Source organism: Paraburkholderia sp. SEWSISQ10-3 4 (assembly GCF_030464785.1).
Taxonomy (GTDB): Bacteria; Pseudomonadota; Gammaproteobacteria; order Burkholderiales; family Burkholderiaceae; genus Paraburkholderia; species Paraburkholderia aspalathi.
Genome location: NZ_JALPRI010000004.1, coordinates 254,244 through 272,585, shown reverse-complemented (window position 1 = coordinate 272,585; position 18,342 = coordinate 254,244). Strand labels below are relative to the sequence as shown.

General features: G+C 63.4%; 12 protein-coding genes. 9 read left to right on the top strand and 3 right to left on the bottom strand.

The features are described from left to right. Positions 1–21: 21 nt before the first annotated feature. The 6 genes from M0D68_RS12420 to M0D68_RS12395 all read left to right on the top strand — a co-directional run bounded on the left by M0D68_RS12420 (position 22) and on the right by M0D68_RS12395 (position 8,442). Complete coding sequence (locus M0D68_RS12420; RefSeq protein ID WP_266224506.1) at positions 22–2,220, top strand: polysaccharide biosynthesis tyrosine autokinase; 2,199 nt, start codon at positions 22–24, stop codon at positions 2,218–2,220. 61 nt (positions 2,221–2,281) lie between these two features. Then, entirely contained in the window at positions 2,282–3,214 is a 933-nt protein-coding gene (locus tag M0D68_RS12415; protein ID WP_200619411.1) for a glycosyltransferase family 2 protein, read from the top strand. Between the two features lie 109 nt (positions 3,215–3,323). After that, entirely contained in the window at positions 3,324–4,559 is a 1,236-nt protein-coding gene (locus M0D68_RS12410) for a glycosyltransferase (RefSeq protein WP_266224383.1), read from the top strand. 3 nt (positions 4,560–4,562) lie between these two features. After that, complete coding sequence (locus M0D68_RS12405) at positions 4,563–6,023, top strand: glucose-6-phosphate isomerase (RefSeq protein WP_093633743.1); 1,461 nt, start codon at positions 4,563–4,565, stop codon at positions 6,021–6,023. Further along, positions 6,020–7,279, top strand: a complete 1,260-nt coding sequence (locus M0D68_RS12400; RefSeq protein WP_211701602.1) for a glycosyltransferase family 4 protein — start codon at positions 6,020–6,022, stop codon at positions 7,277–7,279. The genes M0D68_RS12405 and M0D68_RS12400 overlap by 4 nt, the downstream gene beginning before the upstream one ends. Beyond that, on the top strand, positions 7,276–8,442 hold the full coding sequence (locus M0D68_RS12395) for a glycosyltransferase family 4 protein (protein WP_054037586.1): 1,167 nt from the start codon (positions 7,276–7,278) through the stop codon (positions 8,440–8,442). Before M0D68_RS12400 ends, M0D68_RS12395 begins: the two co-directional genes overlap by 4 nt. A gap of 98 nt (positions 8,443–8,540) precedes the next feature. Here M0D68_RS12395 and gmd read toward each other — a convergent pair whose 3' ends face one another. From gmd to M0D68_RS12380, 3 genes are read right to left on the bottom strand one after another with little or no spacing between them, the layout of a single operon-like run. Then, a complete protein-coding gene (gmd, locus tag M0D68_RS12390; RefSeq protein ID WP_093633741.1) occupies positions 8,541–9,584 on the bottom strand; it encodes a GDP-mannose 4,6-dehydratase in 1,044 nt (347 codons plus the stop codon). A 55-nt stretch (positions 9,585–9,639) separates the two neighbouring features. After that, complete coding sequence (locus M0D68_RS12385; RefSeq protein WP_266224381.1) at positions 9,640–10,371, bottom strand: SGNH/GDSL hydrolase family protein; 732 nt, start codon at positions 10,369–10,371, stop codon at positions 9,640–9,642. After that, positions 10,368–11,456 carry an acyltransferase gene (locus M0D68_RS12380; RefSeq protein ID WP_266224379.1) on the bottom strand — a complete coding sequence of 363 codons (1,089 nt, stop codon included), beginning with the start codon at positions 11,454–11,456 and terminating at the stop codon, positions 10,368–10,370. The genes M0D68_RS12385 and M0D68_RS12380 overlap by 4 nt, the downstream gene beginning before the upstream one ends. A 671-nt stretch (positions 11,457–12,127) precedes the next feature. Here M0D68_RS12380 and M0D68_RS12375 point away from each other — a divergent pair. The 3 genes from M0D68_RS12375 to M0D68_RS12365 all read left to right on the top strand — a co-directional run bounded on the left by M0D68_RS12375 (position 12,128) and on the right by M0D68_RS12365 (position 18,306). Then, the gene (locus tag M0D68_RS12375; protein WP_266224377.1) at positions 12,128–14,329 is read left to right on the top strand and encodes a hypothetical protein; all 2,202 of its coding nucleotides are present in this window, start codon (positions 12,128–12,130) and stop codon (positions 14,327–14,329) included. Positions 14,330–14,395: 66 nt separating this feature from the next. Then, on the top strand, positions 14,396–15,862 hold the full coding sequence (locus M0D68_RS12370; protein ID WP_200651022.1) for a flippase: 1,467 nt from the start codon (positions 14,396–14,398) through the stop codon (positions 15,860–15,862). Next, the gene (locus M0D68_RS12365; RefSeq protein ID WP_256454922.1) at positions 15,859–18,306 is read left to right on the top strand and encodes a glycosyltransferase family 4 protein; all 2,448 of its coding nucleotides are present in this window, start codon (positions 15,859–15,861) and stop codon (positions 18,304–18,306) included. Before M0D68_RS12370 ends, M0D68_RS12365 begins: the two co-directional genes overlap by 4 nt. The last annotated feature ends 36 nt before the right edge of the window (positions 18,307–18,342 follow it).

Sequence of the window (18,342 nt, the reverse complement as noted above, 5' to 3'; positions counted from 1 at the left end):
AGCAACCAAATCTCTCCACACATGGCCGGTCCAATCAAGACCGAAGAAGAGGACGTCGTCCTCGGGCAACTGGTGCAGGTGATCCTCGACGACATCTGGTGGCTGATCACGATCGCCGCGGCGATCGTCGCGCTGGCCGCCGCGTACTGTTTCCTCGCCAAGCCGATCTATTCGGCCGATGCGCATGTGCGGGTCGAGCAGTCCGACAACACCTCGCAGGCGCTCACGCAGACGCAAACGGGCGCGGCCATCACCACCGGCTCGACTTCGCTGCCTACCGATGCCGAAATCGAAATCATCAAGAGCCGCGGCGTGGTCGGCCCGGTGGTCCAGCAACTGAAGCTGAACTTCAGCGTCGTGCCGAAGACGATTCCGCTGCTCGGCAGCATTGCCGCGCACCTGGCGACGCCGGGCCAGCCGGCGGCGCCGTGGCTGGGTCTGGCTTCATATGCCTGGGGCGGTGAAGAGGCCGACATCGACTCGCTCGACGTGGTGCCGGCGCTCGAAGGCGAGAAGCTGACGATGAAGGTGTTCGACGAACAGCACTACGAGCTCTACGCAAAGAACGGCACGCTGCTGCTGCGCGGTCAGGTGGGCCAGCAGGAGCAGGGCGGCGGCGTGACGATCCTCGTCAACAAGCTGGTGGCCCGGCCGGGTGAAGAGTTCACCGTGACGCGTTTTAACGACCTCGACGCGATCACCGCGTTCCAGTCGGCGATCACCGTGCAGGAGCAGGGCAAGCAGACCGGCGTGATCCAGATCTCGCTGGAAGACAAGAGTCCTGAGCACGCCGCGCTGGTGGCCAATGCGCTCGCGCAGTCGTATGTCCGCCAGCACGTGTCGAACAAGCAGGTCGACGCGAGCAAGATGCTCGACTTCCTGAAGAGCGAAGAGCCGCGCCTGAAGGCCGATCTCGAACGCGCCGAAGCCGCGTTGACCGCTTACCAGCGTCAATCCGGCTCGATCAATGCGAGCGATGAAGCCAAGGTCTACCTCGAAGGCAGCGTGCAGTACGAGCAGCAGATCGCCGGTTTGCGTCTGCAGATGGCGCAACTGACCGAGCGTTACGGCGACGACCATCCGATGCTCGTGGCCGCGCGCCAGCAGATGGCCGAACTGGAGGCGCAACGCGCCAAATACGCTGACCGCTTCCGCGATCTGCCGGCAACCGAAGTCAAGGCCGTGCAGTTGCAACGCGATGCGAAGGTGGCGGAAGACATCTACGTGCTGCTGCTCAACCGCGTGCAGGAATTGTCGGTGCAGAAGGCCGGTACCGGCGGCAACGTGCATATCGTCGACCAGGCGATGCGTCCGGGTGCGCCGGTCAAGCCGAAGAAGGTGCTGATTCTCTCGGCCGCAGTGATTCTGGGCCTGATCTGCGGCACCGGCTTCGTGTTCCTGCGCCGCAATATGTTCAAGGGCATCGACGACCCCGACCATATCGAGCGCGCATTCCATCTGCCGGTGTACGGTCTCGTGCCCTTGAGCGCCGAACAGGCTCTGCTCGAAAGCAGCTTCCAGCGCGGCGGCGAACGCCTGCGCTCGGTGCTGGCGGATGCGCGGCCGAAGGACGTCACGATCGAAAGCCTGCGCAGCCTGCGCACGTCCATGCAGTTCACGATGATGGACGCGAAGAATCGCATCGTCATGCTGACCGGCCCCATGGCCGGCGTCGGCAAGAGCTTCCTGACGGTCAATCTGGCGGTGCTGCTCGCGAATTCGGGCAAACGCGTCTTGATGATCGACGGCGATATGCGTCGCGGTGCGCTCGAACGTTATGTGGGCGGTGCGCAGGACAACGGCCTGTCGGAATTACTGAGCGGGCAGATCTCGCTCGAAGAAGCGATCCGCGCCTCGAACGTCGAAGGCCTGAGCTTCATCTCGTGCGGCCGCCGTCCGCCGAATCCGTCGGAATTGCTGATGTCGCCGCGTCTTCCGCAATACCTGGAGGGCCTTGCCAAGCGTTACGACGTGATTCTCATCGACACGCCGCCGGTGCTGGCCGTGACCGATGCATCGATCATCGGCGCCTATGCCGGTTCGACCTTCTTCGTGATGCGTTCGGGCGTGCATAACGAAGGCGAGATTGCCGAGGCGTTGAAGCGCCTGCGCGCCGCCGGCGTGCACGTGCAGGGCGGCATCTTCAACGGTATGCCGGCGCGCTCGCGCGGCGGCTACGACCGTGGCTATGCAGCGGTCCAGGAATATCTGAGCACCTGAGCCACGAGGCTGAGCCCAGTGTGCTGATGCCAGCGCAAACACGATAGAAAAGGACATCACGATGAAAGTCACCGTACTGGTTCCGACCTACCGCCGCCCGGCCGACCTGGCGCGCTGCCTTGCGGCGTTGCAACGGCAGTCGCGCGCGCCGGACGAAGTGGTGGTGGTCGCGCGCGCCGACGACGAAGCGACCCACACCTGCCTCCGCGATCCGGCCGTGCCCGGCAGCTTGCCGTTGTCCGTCGCGCTGGTGGAGGTGCCGGGCCAGGTCGCGGCTTTGAATCGCGGACTGGATGCGGCCAAAGGCGACGTGATTGCGATTACCGACGACGACGCCGCGCCGCACGTCGACTGGGTCCAGCGGATTGCTGCCGCGTTCGAAAGCGATACGCGCCTCGGTGCGCTGGGCGGCCGCGACTGGGTGCACGAAAAAGGCCGCGTGCTCGACGGCGAGCGGCCGCTGGTCGGCAAGGTCACGGCGCACGGCAAGATCATCGGCAATCACCACCTGGGTGTGGGCGGCGCACGCGAAGTCGACATCCTGAAGGGCGCCAACATGAGCTACCGGCGCGACGCGGTCCGCACGATCCGCTTCGATCAGCGCCTGCGCGGTGCGGGTGCCCAGGTTCATAACGACATGGCCTTCAGCCTCGCCGTGAAGAACGCCGGCTGGAAGCTGATGTACGACCCGCGCGTGGCCGTCGACCATTTCCCGGCCGAGCGTTTCGACGACGACCGGCGCGACGCGCAAACCATGGCGGCGTTGCGTAACGCCGCCTTCAACTTCCACCTGATCCTGCGCGACCAGTTACCGCCGCTGCGCCGTGAAACTGCGTGGTGGTGGTGGACGCTGGTGGGCACGCGCGTTTATCCGGGCCTTACCCACGCCGCGCTTGCGCTGGTGTCGAAACAGGCGAGCCTGAGGCTGTCGCGCTGGCGTGCGGTGCGCACCGGCGCGCATGAGGCGCGCCGCGCGTTGTCGCGGACCGCGTGACGCCCGCGAGCGCTCACGTGTCCCCAACGTCCTGCACGTTCGTGCATCGGCACTGGCGCCTGCTCGCGCAGGCCGATGCCCCTTTCCACCGGCAGAGCGGAGTGTCTGCATGAGTACGAAAGTTCACGTTCATCTGTTTTACGGCGCCGACCCGCGCTTTTACCGGCCCGGCGACAACATCGGCTGCCTGTACGGGTATCACCATGCCGAATCCGATGCGTTCAGGCTGACCTATTCGCAGGACGCGCGCGAAAGCAAACCGGTGCGTTTGCTGCGCCGAGCGCTGAAGGCGGCGCTCGGGTTCGACTTCATCCATACGTGGCGCAACCGCGACGAGATGCTGCGCTCGGACGTCATCTGGACGCATACCGAGCAGGAATGGCTGTCCGCCGCGCTGATGTTGCTGCTGAGCGGCCGCAAGGCGGGCGCTAATGCCAGCCCCTTGCTGCTGGCGCAAAGCGTGTGGCTGCTCGATAAATGGCCTTCCTATGGAATTCTGCGCAGCTGGCTCTATCGCAAGCTGATGACGCGCGCCGACCAGCTGACGACGCTCGCCAGCGAAAACGCCGAGCTGTGCCAGCGCTATTTCAATCGCGACGCGAAGCCGCTCCTGTACGGCCTGAACACGCAGGACTTTCCGGTGAAGACGCCGACCGAGTGGACGCCGCACACGCCGATCCGCATCGCGGCGATCGGCAACGATCGCGACCGCGATTGGGAAACGCTCATCAAGGCCTTCGGCAACGATGCGCGCTACACGGTGAAGCTTGCGACACGCCGGCGGATTCCCGCCTCGCTGCGCGCGCCGAACGTGGAGATCGCTTTGTTCTCCGGCATCAAGAAGCAGCACGAACTCTACGACTGGGCCGACGTGATCGTCGTGCCGCTGCGGCCGAATTCGCACGCCTCAGGCATCACCGTGATGCTGGAGGCGGCGGCGGTCGGCAAGCCGATGGTGGTCACCAACGTCGGCGCGTTGCAGGATTACTTTCCGGCGGGCGAGGCGGCTTACATCCCGCCGTTCAATCCCCAAGCGTTGCGTGAGGCGGTGGACCAGCTGGCGGCTTCTCCCGCGGACGCGTTGCACCAGGCACAGGCGGCCGCCGCCGGTTTGCTGTCGCGCGATCTGACCACGCAGAACTATGCGATGCAGCACGTGAGAATCACGCAGGAGATGCTGCGGGCGCGCGCAGCGTCGCGCGGACGCGTTGTGGCCGGCGCGGCCGACGCCGATGCCGTGGCAAAGGCGCCGCGTACCGCGGTGAACCAACCGGCGCGCGTTCGCGCGGGCAGCCAGGGGCAAGGCCAACGCCCTGGCCCGCGCGAATCACGCGGAGGCCTCTAAACGATGTCGACGATTGCGCGAGGCGGCGATAACGCGGAGCGGGTACTGTCCGGCGCTCGCAAGGAGTGGCTGCCGGAGGCCTTACTGTGGCTGATCACCGTGATGTTGATCATCGCGCATCAGGGCACGGTGCTCACGCTCGGCTTCCCGGTGCTCGCGATCCTGACGGGCCTGTGGCTCTACTTCAAGAGCCCGGCGCGTTACATCGGCTTCATGTGGTGGCTGTGGTTCCTGAGCCCGGAGGTGCGGCGTCTCGCCGACTGGTCCAAAGGCTCGTTCACGCCGACCAGCCTGATCCAGGTCGCGCCGCTCGCGGTGACGATGATCAGTGCGCTTTCCTTGCTCCGCTACTACAAGCTGCTTTCGCAGCGTCGCGGCTTGCCGGTGCTGCTGGTTCTGATGGGGCTCGCCTACGCGTTCATGATCGGTGTGATGTCGAGCGGGCCGCTCGCCGCGACCTATGACCTCGCGAACTGGCTCTATCCGATCCTGATCGGCTTTCACATCATGGCGCACACGCGCCAGTACCCGAAGTATCGCGACACGATCGTGAGTACCTTCATCTGGGGCATGCTGGTGATGGGCGGCTACGGCCTGATCCAGTTCTTCATCATGCCGCCGTGGGACGCGCTGTGGATGCTCGGCTCGCAGATGAATTCGCAGGGCGATCCTGTGCCGATGGGCGTGCGCGTGTTCAGCACGATGAACTCGTCGGGACCGTTCGCATTCGCGATGATGGGTGCGATGGTCTACGTGATGGCGGCGACGCACCGCGTGCGCTGGGTTGCGGCGGCGCTGGGCTTCTTCGCTTTCGCGCTGAGCCTCGTGCGTTCGACGTGGGGCGGCTGGGTGATCGCGCTCCTGATTCAGCTGGTCAAGGCGAACAACAAGGTGCGCGTGCGGATCGTGGCGAGTGCGGTGCTGCTTGCCGGTCTTTGCGTGCCGCTGCTTACGGTCGGCCCGGTGGCCGAGCGGATGCAGGCGCGCCTGAACACGCTCGTCAACCTGAGCGACGACCAGAGTTACGCCGCGCGTAACGAGTTCTACGCGACCTTTGCGAAGACGGCCTTTACCGACGTCTCCGGCGAAGGCATGGGCGCGACCGGTACCTCGACCAAGCTCTCGAACGACGGCGGCCAACTCGGCCAGTACGGCAACTTCGACAGCGGCGTGATGAACATTCCGTTCGTGCTGGGCTGGCCCGGCACCTTGCTCTACATGTCCGGCATCGTGTGGCTGGTGGTGCGCGCGGCGCTCGCGTCGTTCAAGCTGCGCAACGACAAATTCGTGTCCGCCTGCCTGAGTCTCAGTCTCGCGACTTTCGCGATGCTGGTGTTCACCAATTCGCTGGTCGGCACCGGCGGGCTGCTGCTTTTCATGAGTGTTTTTTCGATCCTATCCGCGGTGCACTACGAAAAGATGAACCGCAGACGCACGCTACTTTTCCACGGAGGCACTGATTGAGAGTCGCCATTGTCACGCACGTCGTGCGCCATAACGACGGCCAGGGGCGCGTCAACCACGAGATTGCGCGCGCCGCCCTCGAGGAAAACATCGGTGTGACGCTGGTTGCGTCGCACGTTGCGCCGGATTTGCTCGCGCATCCGAATGTACGCTGGGTGCCGATGAAGATCGGCCGCTGGTGGCCCACCAATCTGCTGCGCCAGCAGGTGTTCGCCTTCAAAAGCGCGATGTGGCTGCGCTCGCATCGCCGCGAATTCGACGTGCTGCACGTGAACGGCTTCATTACGTGGGCGCCTGCCGATGTCAACACCTCGCACTTCGTGCATAGCGGCTGGTTCGGCAGCAAGTACTACCCGTTCGGGCTCACGAAGGGCGTGTGGTCCGCGTATCAGTCGGTCTATACGCGCTGCAACGCACTGCTCGAACGCTGGGCTTACCGGCGCTCCAAGGTGATCACGGCGGTGTCGCAAAAGGTCGCCGATGAAATTCGCGCGATCGGCTTGACGCCTCATAACCGGGTCGACGTGATCTACAACGGCGTCGATACGCAAGGCTTCGCGGCCGCCACGGGCGACCGCGCGAAGTTCGGCTTGCCGGCGGACGCGTTCCTGCTGCTGTTCGTCGGCGACTTGCGCACGCCGCGCAAGAACCTCGGCACGGTGTTGCAGGCGCTCAAGCATCTGCCCGAACACGTGCAGATCGCAGTGGCCGGTTTTCTGCCGGGCAGCCCGTATCCGGAACAGGCGAAGGCGCTCGGCATTGCGCATCGCGTGCATTTTCTCGGGCTGGTCAAAGAAATGCCGGTGCTGATGCATTCGGTCGACGCGTTCGTGTTTCCGTCTCGCTATGAGGCGATGAGCCTGTCGCTGCTCGAAGCGATGGCCGCGGGTCTGCCGGTGGTCACGGCGCGCACGGCGGGCGGTGCGGAAATCATCACGCCGGAATGCGGCATCGTGCTCGACGACCCGGACGATCCCAAGGCACTGGCGGGCGCTGTCGCACGTCTTGCCGACAACGACGATGCGCGCCGCGCGATGGGCGTCGCCGCCAACGAACTTGCGACCGGCTTTGGCTGGGCGCGGATGGCCGAGCAATACATCGCGCTGTACCGGCAACTGGCGGGGCAGCAGAAGGACCGCCGACGCAGCGAAGCGGAAGCCGCAGTGGTCGCCAAGACCGACGCGCTGACGCTCAACACGCTGGCCGGGCAGACAATCCACCACAACGCTCAGAACGCTCAGGGACAACAACTATGACCTCAAGATCAATCAAATCGCTGCAGATCGGGATGCACTGGTTTCCGGAACGCGCGGGCGGTCTCGACCGCATGTATTACTCGCTGGTCGGCGCATTGCCGGGCGCGGGCGTCGCGGTGCGCGGCGTGGTGGCCGGCTCACCCAAAGTAGCCGCGGACACCGGTGGCGCGATCAACGGTTTCGGCTCCGCCGCGCAGTCGCTGCCGCTGCGCTTGATGGCGGCACGCCGCGCGCTGCGCCAGGAGATCAGCACTTCGCGTCCCGATGTGATTTCGTCGCACTTCGCGCTGTACACGTTTCCGGGTCTCGACGTGACGCGCGGCATTCCGCAGGTGTCGCATTTCCAGGGACCGTGGGCCGACGAGAGTCACGTCGAAGGCGCCGATTCGCTCGGCCAGCGCGCCAAGCGCTATCTGGAGCAATCGGTGTATGCGCGCTCGTCGCGGCTGATCGTGTTGTCGGAAGCGTTCGGCAAGATTCTGACTTCGCGCTATCGCATCGCGCCGGACCGCGTGCGCGTGGTGCCGGGCTGCGTGGATGTCGAGCAGTTCAATCTGCCGATCACGCCGGCCGAAGCGCGTCTGAAGCTGCAACTGCCGCAGGACCGGCCGATCGTGCTGGCCGTGCGGCGTCTGGTGCGCCGCATGGGTCTGGAAGATCTGATCGATGCGGTGAAGCTGCTCAAGCGCACTGAGCCCGATGTGCTGTTGCTGATCGCGGGCAAGGGGCGGCTCGAAGGCGAATTGCAGGCGCGTATCACCGAGGCGGGCCTCGAGGACAACGTGAAGCTGCTGGGCTTCGTGCCCGATCAGCATCTGGCCGCGTTGTACCGTGCGGCGAATATCAGCGTGGTGCCGACCGTGGCGCTCGAGGGCTTCGGGCTGATTACCGTTGAATCGCTGGCTTCCGGCACGCCCGTGCTGGTGACGCCGGTGGGCGGGTTGCCGGAAGCGGTGGCGGGTCTGTCGCCGAATCTGGTGTTGCCGGAAACCGGCGCGAAGGCGATTGCGGAAGGCCTGGCAGGCGCGTTGAACGGCTCACTGAAGTTGCCGGATGCCGATGCCTGCCGCCGCTATGCGCGCGAGAACTTCGATAATTCGGTGATCGCGAAGCGTGTGGCGTCGGTGTATAGCGAGGCGATCGCGGCGGGTGGCGTGCATTGAAGGCTTCATGACGCAATAGAAAAAAGGCCTGAATCATTGCGACCAGGCCTTTTTTCATGGAGTGACGGCTGCTCGCGCAGCCGTCACTCAGGACAGTATTAGAACGTCTCGTGATGCTCGTTGCGACCAAGGTCCGCATGAACCATCATGTGGCACAGCTGTTCAAGCGTGGTTTCCGGCTTCCAGCCGAGCTTCTCATGCGCCTTGTCCGCGCAGCCGATCAGCAGATCCACTTCCGCCGGGCGATAGAACTTCGGATTCACGCGCACCAGCGTCTTGCCGGTTGCCACGTCGATACCCGTCTCACGCTCTTCCTTGCCCGACCATTCGATCTGGTAACCCGCGGCGGCGAACGCCATGCGCACGAAGTCGCGAACCGTCTCGGTGCGGCCGGTGGCGAGCACGAAGGTATCGGGTTCATCGGCTTGCAGCATGCGCCACATGCCTTCCACGTATTCGAGCGCGAAGCCCCAGTCGCGCTTGGCGCTCAGGTTGCCGAGTTCCAGCACGTCCTGTTTGCCGAGCTTGATCTTCGCGACGGTGTCCGTGATCTTGCGCGTGACGAATTCGCGGCCACGTAGCGGCGATTCGTGATTGAACAGAATCCCGCTGCTTGCAAACAGGTTGTATGACTCGCGATAGTTGATGGTCGACCAGTGCGCGAACAGCTTGGCCACCCCATACGGGCTGCGCGGATAGAACGGCGTGTCCTCGCGTTGCGGCACTGCCTGCACGAGACCGAACATTTCCGAGGTCGACGCCTGGTAGTAACGGGTCTTCGGATTCAGAATGCGGATGCCTTCGAGCAGATTCAGCGCGCCGATGCCGGTCACTTCGGCGGTCGTCACGGGCTGGTCGAACGAGACCCCCACGAAGCTCTGCGCGGCGAGGTTGTACAGCTCGTCGGCCTGCGCGCCTTCGAGCAGGCGCAGCGTCGAGCCCAGATCGGTCAGGTCGTGTTCGACCAGACGCAGATTCGGATGATCGAGCACGCCGAGCTCACGAATGCGCCAGAAGTTGACCGAACTCGTGCGCCGGTAGGTGCCGGTCACGTGGTAGCCCTTGTCGAGCAACAGTTTGGTCAGATAGGCGCCGTCCTGTCCGGAAACGCCGGTGATGATCGCTTTGCGTGGTTGGCTCATAGCTTGCCTTCGATATTGGTAAAAGAGAAAGAGAAGTGCACTTGAAAAAGGAGCTTCAAAGCGTGCCGTCCAGCAGTCGCCGCACTAGCGGATCGACGACCTGAAAATCCTGTTCCGCCTTGAGCCGGTACAAACCTGGCTTGGGATGCGCGCCGTCGGACATCAGCGTCTTCCAGTCCGGCAGATTGCTGACGTACGCGAACTGATCGACGAGCGGCACCTGCTGTTCGGCGGCCACCCGGCGCGTCATCGCGACCATCGCGGCGAGCCGCGCGTTCAGGTGGTTGTCGGGCATCGGGTTCGAGGTCTGTAGAACCGGCTCCTTGCCAAGCGCGCGGGCGGTTTTCACGAGCGTTGTTTCCGCTGCGTAGAACAGCTCGGGCGTCTGGTTCTGCATCACTTCATTAATGCCGTAGTTGATCAACACGATCTGCGCGGACGAAGCGGCGAGCCGTTCCTGCCACGGCAAGCCGGCGGTCGGGCCGGCGCGGCGATTGCCGGTGCCGTCGCGCAACTGGCTCGCCATCGTGCCGCCCACGCCGTAATTCGTGACGTGCACCTTTTGACCGTACCTGGCTTGCAATTCGTCCTGCAGATACGACACGGCGTTTTGTGCCTGCGGTCCGCAGTGGCCCTCGCTGCACGTAATGCCGAGCGTGGTCGAATCGCCGTAGGCGTCCACCAGCACCTGCGATGCAGGTCCGCTGGCGTGCGCATCCAGTGTCAGCGAAACCAGCACTGACGCAGCGGCCGACACGCCCGCAGCGAGCCACGCGCGGCGCCTCATGCGCGGCTTTGCGGCGCTCGCGATGCGCCCCCCGACACGCTGCCGGCGGGTGCATGCGCTTTGCCTGCCGAGCCGAAAATCAAACGTTTTTCGAACGCGAACCACGTGATGCTGGCGTAGGCGAGGGTGATCGCGAGTGCCAGCGCCGCCGTCAGATAGCGGTTCAGATGCAGGGGCCACAGCGTGTACAGCACGCTCAGGTGAATCAGATAGATCGTGTAGCTGATCGTGCCGATATAGACCAGCACGGGGTTGCACAGCAGCCGCTTGACGATGCCCTTGCTTTGCAGGGCGATGACCACGACCGAAGTACAAAGCACCAATGAAACGCTGTAGAGCGCGGCATTCGATAGCGGCGTATTGGCCGCCCGGAACCGCGGATAGTGCAGATGCAGCCACGCCAGCACGGCGAGCGCGGCGAAAAAGCCGAGCACGGCGAGGCCCTTGAACGGCTCGAGTGCGTTGCGGTTGCGCCGTACGGCGACGGCGAGCAATGCGCCGGCTGCCAGCAGGTCCATGCGGAACGGCGTCAGGTAGTAGATCGGCCAGAATGAATCGAACCAGGGCGTGGCGACCGCGCGCAGTACCGGGACCAGCACAATCAACGCTGCCGCCACGTAGCCGAGCACGCGCTCGGGCAGCAGCAGGATCACGAACGGCCAGAAAATATAGAACTGCTCTTCGACCGCCAGCGACCACAGCACATTCAGGCTGTCGTGACCGCTTTGATTGAGCGCGTCGCCGATATTGGTCGCGAAGAACGCATACCACTGCCAGTGCTGCGCCCAGCCGAAGCCGAACAGAATCGACGACACCACCATCAGCAGCAGATAAGGCGGCAGGATGCGCCGCGCCCGGCGTGCATAGAAATAGCCGAAATACGACTGCTGGCGCGCCTTGCGCTCGAGCAGGATGCCGGTAATCAGGAAACCGCTCAAAACAAAAAACAGATCGACGCCCATCCACAGCGGCGCTTTCAAGGCGTGCTGGGCGAATACCGCGAGCACGGCGATGGCGCGCAAGCCGTCGAGCTGCAGGATGCGGCGGGAGTGAGAAGGCGCTAAGGGCAGTGCGCTAGCAGTCATGAACCGTCCATGGTGTGAAGCGGATGGGCCGGGCGAAGGATCGCGCGAGCCGTCTCAAGTCAGGAACAGGGCTTGAGGGCAAGAGCGCGCTCGCTTCGCATCGCAACGGAAGTGCATTCGATTCTAGGGAAAATAAATTGATGAAAAAACGGGAATGAAATGGATAAATGAATCAGATTGCAACAGGGTGTTTCGTTATCCATTCGCAATAGATTTTTATGCTTGTGTCTTGTGGCTGTCGTAATCCGTAAGAAGTGCAGCCGGAGTCAGGCTGTATCGGTAAGGATGGGGCGCCAAGGCGCCGCGGGAGCCCGCCGTGCACGGCTATTTTCATTTAATCGATTTTTAAATCATTTTCTTTCACGACGCTTAAATCGTCGAATATTTTTGAATTATTTTCGATTTTCGTCGCGGCATTCTTTCCGCGTAATGTGAGCCGTGTGGACGGGGGCCGGGGATGGCGCGTGCGTCACGCGCCGAGCGCTCGTATTCGACCGGGTTCGGGCTGCGGCGAATCTGCGCTCGACGCCCCTTCTTATACGTCGTGTCTTGCGGGAATCAGTCTCGTGTTCTTGCGCCGCTTCTAGCGGCGTCAGCCGTCATCTCATTGGATTTTGCATCCGCGCGGGCTTTTACCCCATCGCGGCACGGCCCTGATTGGAGGAATAACTTTGGCCCGTTTCACGTTCAAAACCTGGTTTGCTGTGTTTGCCTATGCAGCCGGAATGACGGCCGCATCGGTCAGCTTCACGGCATCCGCGGAAACCGTCTTGAACGCGAAAAACTCCTGGATCGGCAATACCTTCGGCTTCGGCGATGGCACGTGGACGCAGATCAACATCACCGCGATCGCGGTCGCGCCTGACGGCAAGGTCTATACGAACGCGCCGTGGGACGAAAGCGGCGCCGAAGCGAGCGTCTACCAGAACGGCAAGATGCTCGGCTTCGCGGGCGGCACGCATGGTTGGGGCAACGCTGGCGGCAGCGCGATCGCGGTGAATCGGAAGTATGCCTTCGTGGCGATCCAGGTTGGCAACGAGAAAGGACGTCTGGTCGAGCAGGGCGTGTGGCCGGAGAAGGGTAAGCAATGGTTCGGCATTTCGCGCAGGCAGATCGCCGATCCGAAGCGCGCCGCGCCGTTCCAGCCGGCCGCGAAAAGCGCCGACCCGCATGCGCAACTGGCAGCGGGCTTTCTGATGATGAACGAAGTGCCGACCGGCACGAGTGCCGAAATCGGCGGTTTGGCAGCGAATGACACGACGCTTTACGCGGCGAACACCGCGCGCGATCGCATCGAGGTGTATGACGCGGAATCGATGCAGCAGAAAACAACCTGGACCGTGCATGAGCCGGGCCGTATCGCGTTAGCGCCTGACGGCACGCTCTGGGTGTTGACCGGCACGCGCAACGATAAGACGCCGCAGGTGGAGCACTACACCGCCGCGGGCAAGCGCATCGACGAAACGCTCACGTTGCCCGCCGATACGGTGGCGGTCGATATCGCTTTGGATGCACAAGGCCGCGTTCTGATCGCGGACAACGGCCCGCGCCAACAGGTGCTGTTCTTCAGCAAGAGCAACGGCCGTTATGCTGAGTCGGGCTCGCTCGGTGAACGCGGCGGCATTTTCAGCGGTACGCCCGGCAAGCCGGGGCCGCAGCGCTTCAATGGTTTGACCGGTGTGGGCGTGGATGCACGCGGCAACGTCTATGTGTCGACCAACGGCATCGGTCCGCGTTACGACCCGATCGGCGCGGGCCTCGGCGCCACGCTCGAGAGTTACGCGCCGGACGGCAAACAGAACTGGCAGGTGCAAGGCTTGTTATTCGTCGACGGCGCATGGATCGATCCGTCGCGTCCGGACAGCGTCTATACCGGCAACAAGCGCTTCGAACTCGATCTCTCGAAGCCTGCGGGGCAGGACTGGAAATACGCGGGTTTTCTGTCGAACCGCTTCAAGTATCCGGACGACCCGGTCTTTCGCACCGACCAATATCCCGGCTTGCCGATCGCTCGCAAGCTCAAGGGCCGCACGTTCCTGTTTCTGACCGACATGTACGCGGATCACCTGAAGATCTATCGCTTCGACCCGCAGCACGACGGCGAAACAGCGATTCCTTCGGGCTTCATCGCCGGGCGTGAGCGCGCGGTCTCCAAGGTGCCGAATGCGCCGCCGGGCGGCGACTGGATCTGGCGCGACGTGAACGGCGACGGCAAGTTCAACACGGACGAATTCACGCTCAACACAAGCGGCACGAAGCTCGCGGGCGGCTGGGGCTGGTGGGTCGACAGCGCCGGCGACATCTGGCGCACCCGCGATAACAAGGGCATTTATCGCTTCCGTTTCGGTGGACTCGATGGGAAGGGCAACCCCATCTACTCGTATTCGAACCTGACGCAGTACCCGGTGCCGCAGCCGTTCACCGAACTGCATCGCGCGATCTATGAGCCCGAGACCGACACGATGTATGTGACCGGCTATACGCCCGATACGCCGGTGGATCGCGGCTTCTGGAAGGAAGTGGGCCGCGTGCTGGTGCGCTACGACAAATGGTCGAGCGGCAATCCGGTACAGCGCTATTCGATCACGCTGCCGTGGACCACGCAGACCAAACCCATTGCCACGATCATCGGCCTCACGGTCGAAGGGCAATACCTCTTCGGTGTGGAGCCGGTCGGTGCGGTGCACGTGTGGGACAAGGATAGCGGCAAGGAGATCGGCGTGATCCGTCCGGGCCCGGAAGTGGGCAGCGCGTCGGGTTGGGTGGATGTGCCCAACGGCATCAGCGCCGCGAAGCGCAGCAATGGCGAGTACCTCGTGTTCGTCGAAGAAGACGCCCGCGGCAAAGTAATGATGTATCGCTGGAAACCATGACACAACGTATGGCATGACCGTTTTCTTCGCAATACCAGGCAAATGTAGTCAAACCCAAGGCATCCGATGGACAAAGGCATTCTCAAGAACGTAGCGATCAACTTCTTCGGGTTGGTGCTGCCGACTTTCGTCTCGCTCGTGACCGTGCCGTCGTATATCAAGCTGCTCGGTGTCGAGCGCTACGGCGTGATCAGCCTCGTGTGGACCCTGATCGGCTACTTCGGGATTCTCGATCTCGGCATGAGCATGGCCGCGCAGAACCACATCTCGAAGGCGCGCGCCTCGGGCGACAAGGGCGAGAGCGCGCGCGTGTTCTGGAGCGCGACGTGGCTCAATCTCGCGACCGGTGTGATCGGCGGCCTGATCATCTATTTCGGCGCGTTTCTGTACACCGCGTACTTCACCAAGGTGTCGCCCGAGTTGCAGCATGAGGTCTATATGGCGCTGCCGTGGCTCGCGGTGGCGATTCCGATTGCCAACGTATCGTGGGTGTTCGCCGGTGCGATCAATGGCGCGGAGCGCTTTGGTGTCTACAACACCAATCAGACGATCGGCACCTTCCTGTTCCAGTTGCTGCCGCTCGGCGCCGCGCTGTGGCTGGGGGCGACCTTGCAGAACGTGCTCGCCGCCGCGGTGTTCGCGCGGATTCTCGCGGCGATTCTGCTGGGCCGCTCCGCACTGAAAGTGCTGGACATCCGCAGCATTCTGCCGCCGCAGCTCGGCGTGGCGAAGGGACTCTTCAACTTCGGCGGCTGGATGCTGATTGCGAGCGTCACCAACATGATCGCCGAATCGCTCGACCGCGTGATGCTCGGCACAAGTCTCGGCGCGCGTTTCGTTACGTACTACACCGTGCCGCAGAACCTCGTGACGCGTCTGAATATCGTGCCGACCGCGCTGGTGCGTACGTTGTTTCCGCGCCTGTCAGCCGTGGGCCGCGCGGATGCGGACACCATCACACAACAGTCGCTCGAATTCCTCAATGGCGTGTTCACGCCGGTCGCGCTGGTCGCGATGCTGGTGCTCGAACCGTTTCTGCATCTGTGGGTCGGCAATGAGATCGCCACCGTGGCCGCGCCGGTGGGCCGGATCATGATCGTCGCCGTGTGGCTCGTCGGCCAGGCGAACGTGACGCGGATTCTGATCCAGTCGCAGGTCAATCCGGCCACCGCCGCGCGCGTCGGCCTCTTTGAATTGCCCTTGTTTGCAGGGGCATTGTGGCTCGGCATTACCCATTTCGGTTTGACGGGCGCGGCGATGGCCGTGGCCGGCCGGGCGCTCTTCGATTACGTCGTGCTGCTGCGCCTGTCGGCGATTCGCGCCCGCCAGATCGCGCTCGACATGCTCGCCCACCTCGCTTTTCTGCTGGCCAGCCTGTGGCTTGCCAGCTTCCTGCCGAGTCTCGCCTTGGCGATCGTCGCCGGCCTGTTGATGGTTGGCGCGAACGTCGCCTGGTCGATCACGATGACACCCGCTTTGCGCGATCTTGCGCGTTCACTGCTGTTGCGACTGAATCCGAGGAAAAGCGCATGAACCACGAAGTCCTTGAAGAAGCCGTGCTGCAACCCGCGACGCGCAGCGCACTGGCTGAACTCACCACCGTTCCCGGTGCTCAGGCGCCGTCGCGCCGCTCGGCGTTGCGTAGCGACAAGACGGTGCGTGTCGCGATCGTGCACGACTGGCTCGTCACCTATGCGGGCGCCGAGAAGGTGCTCGAGCAGATCGTTGCGTGCTTTCCGGACGCGGACCTGTTCAGCCTCGTCGATTTTCTCGACGATCGCAGCTTCCTGCGCGGCAAGCCAGTCACGACCTCATTCATCCAGAAACTGCCGCTTGCACGGACCAAATACCGCACGTATCTGCCATTGATGCCGCTCGCAATCGAGCAGCTCGACGTGTCGGCCTACGACGTGGTGATTTCCAGCAGTCACGCGGTGGCGAAGGGCGTTCTGACCGGCCCCGATCAGGTGCATATCAGCTATGTGCATTCGCCGATTCGTTATGCGTGGGATCTGCAGCATCAGTACCTGCAGCAGTCGAAGCTGACCGCCGGGCCGAAGTCCGCGATGGCGCGGCTGATCCTGCACTACATCCGCAACTGGGATATCCGCACGTCGAATTCGGTGGACGGCTTTGTTGCGAACTCCGATTTCATCGCGCGACGGATCAGGAAGGTTTATCAACGCGAAGCGCAGGTGATCTTTCCGCCCGTCGATGTCGAAGCGTTTGCGCTGTGCACCGACAAGGATGATTTCTATCTGACCGCCTCGCGGATGGTGCCGTACAAGAAGATCGATCTGATCGTCGAAGCGTTCGCGCAGATGCCGGAGCGCAAGCTCGTGGTGATCGGCGACGGCCCCGATATGCAGAAGATCCGCGCGAAGGCAGGGCCGAATGTCGAGATCATGGGCTACCAGCCGTTCAAGGTGCTCAAGGAAAAGATGAGCCGCGCGAAGGCGTTCGTGTTCGCCGCGGAAGAAGACTTCGGCATTTCGGTGGTCGAAGCGCAGGCGTGCGGCACGCCGGTGATCGCCTACGGCAAGGGTGGGGCGCTTGAAACCGTGCGCGATCTGTCCGAGTCGAAACCCACGGGCATGTTCTTCGACGAGCAGAACGTCGAGTCGATCATTGCGGCGGTCGAGCGTTTCGACGGCCACGTGAAGCGTTTTTCGCCAGCGGATTGCCGCGCGAATGCCGAGCAGTTCTCGGCCGCGAATTTCCGCGAACGTTTCTTCGCCCACGTGCGGGCTTCGGTGCCGGCATTGCGCTCGGCGACGTTGCCGACGTACGTCCCTTATAAAGCAGAGCCGGGCGCCACCGCGCCGCGCATTCTCGCGGTCGATCAGAGTGGCGTGCTCGGCGGCGCTGAGTTATCGCTGCTGGAAATCGTTAAAGCCTTGCGCTCGCGCATCGAAGTCGTGCTGTTCGACGACGGTCCGTTCCGCACCGCTCTAGCCAAGGCCGGCGTGACGGTCAACGTGCTGGAAGCCGGCGCCTTGCGCAACGTTCGCAAGCAGGGCGGTTCGCTGCCGAAGGGCCAGGCGCTCAAGGGCTTGATGTCGCTCGTGCGCGCCACCGCGAAACGCGCGCGCGACGCCGAGGTGATCTACGCGAACACACAGCGCGCAATGGTGATCGGCGCGATTGCCGGCAAGCTGGCCAGACGGCCGGTGGTCTGGCACCTGCGCGATATCGTGAGTTCCGAGCATTTCGGCGGCAAGCAACTGGCGATCATCAAGTGGTGCGCGCGCCTCGGCCTCACGCACGTGATCGCCAATTCGGCGGCTTCCGCTCACGCCTTCGCTGAACTCACGCACTTCGACAAAAAGCGTATCGACGTGGTGTTCAACGGCATTTCCGCGACGCCGTTCGACGCCTTGCGCACGGTCCCGCAAGCGACCCTGCGCCAGCGCCTGAACCTGCCGCAGGATGCGTTTCTGGTCGGTTCGTTCAGCCGCCTCGCGCGCTGGAAGGGCCAACACGTGCTGCTTGAAGCGATGGTCCTCAATCCGCAGATGCATGCCGTGCTGGTGGGGGCGCCGCTGTTCGGCGAGGACGCGTACGAGATCGAGCTGCATGCGTTCGTCGCCGCGCACAACCTGGGTGGCCGGGTGCATTTCCTCGGCTTCCAGCACGACATTCCGGCCTGCATGTGCGCGGTCGATGCCGTGGTCCATACGTCGATCACGCCGGAGCCGTTCGGTCGCGTGATCGTCGAGGGGATGCTGGCGCAGCGGCCGGTAGTGGCGGCACGCGCAGGCGGCGTGCTGGAGATCATCGACGATTACGAGAATGGCGTGCTATGCACCCCCGGCGACGCGCATGGCCTCGCCGACACGCTCGCCGAGCTGCGCTCGAACGACGACCTGCGCAACAAGCTGGTCAGAAACGGCTATCAGACGGCGCTGAGCCGGTTCGGGACGGCAACGTATGTGGAAGGTGTCGAACGGATTCTGAAGCGCGTGGCGGGGCGTTGAGGGGCTTGTGCGGGCGCTTCTTGAGCAGATGAACGT